Source organism: Bacillus sp. JJ1503, assembly GCF_036965125.1.
GTDB lineage: Bacteria > Bacillota > Bacilli > Bacillales > Cytobacillaceae > Cytobacillus.
Genome location: NZ_JBALOZ010000275.1, coordinates 1 through 4,813 on the forward strand (window position 1 = coordinate 1; position 4,813 = coordinate 4,813).

The following is a 4,813-nucleotide window of genomic DNA, read 5'->3' on the forward strand; positions in this document are numbered from 1 at the left end:
GCTTAGTATACGTTCTGTTAATTTTCTATCAAGCTCAATCTCTATATTTAATCGCTTGGCAAGTGGTTCTATAGAGTCAATCGCACGTTTATACGGGCTTGAAATAATTCGATCAATTTCAATTCGGAAAAAAACTCAGATGGGTGTCAGTAAAATATTACTCTATCAGGAGATAGATGGTTATATCGAACCAAAATCATCAGATTGGGGGAAATAAATAAAGCCTGTTAGGGAATATATGTATCTGCTTTGCCAGTAGATGCTCTTTTTTGACTTGTACCGGTTAATGAACAGCCCGCGCTTTTCCCTTCAGAAATCCAAGATTGGCTAATCTATCGGGCAGATATAGCAAAGCAAAAGCTTTATGTAGCAACTCCCCATTTATATTTTATAGCCTTCAATCGAAGAAATTAACTGTCCGTAGGATTCGGACGATGATTGAGGGCTATTGACTGCCAAAGAAGAGATTAACACCCCATATGTTCCGGCATACTTTTGTTAATGGATGCTAAAGGCGATTGAATAATAATATTGAAAAGGTAAGGAGACCCGCAGGTCATAGCAACATTGCGACAACGAGCAGATATTTGAAAGACTCGTATAGTGATCTTGCGGATGCGGTGGATACCTTGCCAATGTTTTGATATAATATAAACCCACAAGTAAAAATAAGTAATCAATATCCTATGGAAGAGAAGTTAATTCGTTCTTTTCTTAGTTTTGACATCATTTGTAGTTGATAAATTTTTTTACTACACAACAATAATGTATTACTTTTCTTTAGTTTAATAATTTTGTTGATTAGTTCATTTTAAAATGGTTTAATTATATTAAGGAATATTGGTTGGGTCACCCGATCAATATCCCTTCCATATAAAATAAAATGAAACAATACGTTGAGCTCAATTGAAGGCGCTTACAACTTATCCAATACGATAAAATGAATTTTTTTCTTCAAGGTAATTACTTCTTTATATAATGTTTTAATAAAATGTTTGAGCCATTGAAATATTTTTTATATAAATACAAAACAATATGATAGGAGGTTGAGATGTAGATGCAACTTAATAGAAAAGGAGTTTCTGAACAAGTCGCCGATAGTATTAAGAAAAGAATTCAAGCAGGGGTTTATAAGGTTGGAGATAAAATTCCAGGCGAAAGAGACATGGGGATTGAGCTTTCTGTAAGCAGAAATACAGTAAGGGAAGCTTATAAAATACTTGAAGCCTATGGCTATCTCACTGTTAAACATGGAATAGGGGTATTTGTGGCTTCACCTGAACATCAAATTCAAAAGATGACTGAAGCTTTTTTTGTCTCATCTGATCATATCAAAGACTTTTTTGCTGTTCGAAAAATTCTTGAAGAATGGACTGTAAAATGGGCTATTGAAAATTCTAGTGATGATCAATTTAATGAATTAGAACAAATTGTTAATGAAGCAAATGAAATATTAACTGGCGAAATTGATTATAAACGCCTTGCCGAATTAGATCATAAATTTCATATAACATTAGCTAACAATTCAAAAAATGAAGTACTCATTCGAATCATGAATTTTTTAATTGATTTACTATCAGAGTCTCGTAATAAATCCATTCAAATCCCTGGCCGCGTCAATCAATCTGTTCAGGAACATTCAAAAATACTACAAGCAATAAAACAAAAAAATACTACGGTCGCACAACAATTAATGAAAGACCATTTAGAAAGTGTACAGCATTCAATCAACACCGCCTCCCCTAAATAAAATAAAAGGCTGTTCTGATTTAATCACTAATCACACAGCCTTCCTTAGACTATTGAGTATTTTCTAGGGCTATAGGTGTTGGAAACCTTACGTTAAACTTAGTGCCTAATTCGATTAATTCTTCTTCTACGCTGGCTGATAATTGAATTCCTTCTGACAGTCGTTGCTCTTTCTCCCTCTTTCTTCTTTCCCCCGGATATCTAATTTCCGTTGTTCCAGGTACTTTTGGAACTGCCTTCATTTCCCCTAAAAGAGTTTGGAGTGACTTAAAAAAGAAAGTTACATTCATAAACTTCGCAATATCCAACAAAATAAAAAAGTGCCCCACATTTGCCTGTCCTATTTCTTTATCATCATACAGATTTTTTACATGTGGCCCGAAGGTAGCACCTGAAAGGACTCCAGTCAAAATTTCCACAGCTAAAGCTAAAGCTGCTCCCTTCGCTCCACCTAAAGGCAGAACAGATCCCTTTAAAGCAGCTTCAGGATCATTTGTTGGATGACCGTGTTCGTCAATCGCCCACCCATCAGGGATATGATCCCCCTGTTTGGCAGCTAAAATAATCTTTCCTCTTGCTACAATACTAGTCGATAAATCAATGATTACAGGTTGGTCATTTCCAGTCGGAAATCCAAATGCAATCGGATTAGTTCCGAAAAAAGCATCTTTCCCCCCCCAAGGCGCAATTCCAGAAGGTGAATTTGTAAATCCAATGCAAGCAAGGTCTTGTTCACATGCCAGCTGGCAAAAGTAGGAGGCAGTTCCAAAATGATTGCTATTTTTAACGGCTATTGCTGTAATGCCCGTTTCCTTCGTCATTTCAATCCCCTTTTGAATGGCTTGATAACTGACGACATGCCCCAGTCCATTATCCCCGTCAACTAATAAAACAGAAGGGGTTTTCATATTTATTTGGATGTTTGGATTCAGATTGATCCTCCCATCGCTGATGCGTTTAGAATAGATAGGCAGTCTACTAATTCCATGACTATCAACACCTTCTAAATTTGCTGATAGCAACGCCTCTGCAACTACCGCAGCATTCTCTTTATTCATCCCCATACTTACTAATACATCGTCACAAAACACTTTAAGATCGGCATTACTGTAAGTATTCATAAGTTAGCCCCTTTAAATTTAGTCAATTGTTTTGTACTAAAAGTATCTGGTCAAAAAAGTACTCTCCCTACGCATAATGTGTAGGGAGAGGGGAGAGATTAGGCACTGCGATATAATTTTGTCATAACAAACTCTCTATGCCCTAGTGCCTCTGCACTTGTAAGTCGGCCATTGACAGTACGAGCAATCATTTCCATTAACTGATCCCCAGCTTCTTCTAATGAAATCTGACGAGCTAGTAATCCCTGGACGTCAACATCAATATGTTCACTCATAGTGCCCGCCGTAATAGGGTTTGCCGTAATTTTAACGACAGGTTCAATCGGATTACCGATGATATTTCCTTGTCCTGTAGGGAACAAGTGTAATACAGCGCCAGCTGCTGCCATCAAGGTGATACACTCTGCTGCTGCAGAAGACGTATCCATAAAATATAGGCCCTCTCCATTCGAAGGTTTTTCAGCAGGTTCTAATACACCAATGACTTGCTTCGTTCCTGTTTTTGCAATATTTCCAAGTGCCTTTTCTTCAATGGTTGAAAGTCCACCCGCGATATTACCTTGAGTTGGTTGGGATCCTAGTAGATCGACACCCTTCGATTCAATTTCCCCTACGTAATCTTCATAGATAGCCATAAATTTTTTACGTAATTCCGGTGTAGCCATTCGGTCACGGATTAAGTGCTCCCCGCCTGTTAATTCAGATGTTTCCCCAAAGAAAACAGTAGCACCTGCGTCAACTAAGCGGTCAACAGCTTGAGATACTGTTGGGCAGGAACCCAAACCAGTTGTTGTATCAGATTCCCCGCATTTTATACTAACTGTTAAATCTTTTAATTCTATCGGCTCTCTTTGTAGTTCTGTCGCCCATTGAACATACTCTTTAGCTTTCCAAGATGCTGCCCGAATAGTTTCTAAATCCCCATTTCCTTCAATAGAGAAGTAGGATACTGGTTTACCAGTTTCAGCAATTCCATCAGCAATCTTTTTTGACCAATTTTCCTCGATCCCAATTACTACTACAGCAGCTACGTTCGGGTTGGAACCAGTTCCAATCATTGTTCTAAAATGTAAATCTAAATCTGGTCCATACTGAAGTCTCCCATAAGCATGTGGGAGAGCCATTGTTCCTTGAACCTGTTTCGCAACTGCTTCACAAGCCGCATTTGAAATGTCGTCAACAGGCAATATAATTACATGATTTCGAATTCCAACCTTACCATTTTCTCTACGATATCCAAAAAGTTGTTGTCCCATTTTTACCACCTCGCCGTTTTAATATTTTGTGTGTGAACATAATCGCCAATTGTCCATTCTTCTGTCGTTATACCGATTTGAACGCCATATTTTAAGACAGGCTCACCTTTTTCCAGATTGACTAAAGAAATTTTGTGGCCTAAAGGAATATCCCCTCTAGCTGTTACTGACACATCTGAATTATCATCCATATAAATGCCGACTACCTGCTCTCCCTCTTTTATCGGGCTAGTAGCAACACCTACATGATCACCTCTATGATGGATTAGGAACTTATGAGTGCTTACAGGCTTTGTTTCCTGCTTTTCCGTAAGAGTACTTGATTGACCATTGTTTCCCATTTAAAAGCCTCCTTATATTGGTGTGGTGACCCAACCAATTTATTTATAATTTTATTAAAACACCAAATTCATTAATAGTCAATAACAAATTATTTAATTTTCTAAAAATTATAAATTGAGTATTATATGACACATAAAGAGGCGATTCCTTTTAAAAACTTTAAGCAATTTATCGTGTTGTTCCTATAAATTCTCTTGGTAGTCTCACTTCATATCCCTGTTTAACCAGTTCTTCTATACCTTCATTCCAGATAAGTTCTGTTATAAGAATCCTCATAATAAATCACCTCTCTTTTGTGATTAGTCTCATAAATCTTTATATATTAGCCATCATCTGCAAATTTGG

General features: G+C 37.2%; 4 protein-coding genes and 2 pseudogenes. 2 read left to right on the forward strand and 4 right to left on the reverse strand.

The genetic code is table 11. The features are described 5' to 3' along the window. Nucleotides 1–126, reverse strand: a pseudogene (locus V7149_RS26595) (histidine phosphatase family protein); the annotation flags it as partial. A 183-nt stretch (nucleotides 127–309) separates the two neighbouring features. Here V7149_RS26595 and V7149_RS26600 point away from each other — a divergent pair. Then, nucleotides 310–644: pseudogene (locus V7149_RS26600) on the forward strand (site-specific integrase); the annotation flags it as partial. A gap of 413 nt (nucleotides 645–1,057) precedes the next feature. Next, complete coding sequence (locus V7149_RS19875) at nucleotides 1,058–1,750, forward strand: FadR/GntR family transcriptional regulator (protein ID WP_335347327.1); 693 nt, start codon at nucleotides 1,058–1,060, stop codon at nucleotides 1,748–1,750. A gap of 49 nt (nucleotides 1,751–1,799) precedes the next feature. On the opposite strand, the gene V7149_RS19880 is transcribed toward V7149_RS19875, so the two are convergent. The 3 genes from V7149_RS19880 to V7149_RS19890 form a co-directional block, all read right to left on the reverse strand. After that, the gene (locus V7149_RS19880; RefSeq protein ID WP_335347328.1) at nucleotides 1,800–2,870 is read right to left on the reverse strand and encodes an Ldh family oxidoreductase; all 1,071 of its coding nucleotides are present in this window, start codon (nucleotides 2,868–2,870) and stop codon (nucleotides 1,800–1,802) included. A gap of 98 nt (nucleotides 2,871–2,968) precedes the next feature. Beyond that, entirely contained in the window at nucleotides 2,969–4,126 is a 1,158-nt protein-coding gene (locus V7149_RS19885) for a UxaA family hydrolase (RefSeq protein WP_335347329.1), read from the reverse strand. 2 nt (nucleotides 4,127–4,128) lie between these two features. After that, nucleotides 4,129–4,467 (reverse strand): UxaA family hydrolase, encoded by a 339-nt coding sequence (locus V7149_RS19890; protein WP_335347330.1) that lies wholly within the window; start codon nucleotides 4,465–4,467, stop codon nucleotides 4,129–4,131. Between the last annotated feature and the right edge of the window lie 346 nt (nucleotides 4,468–4,813).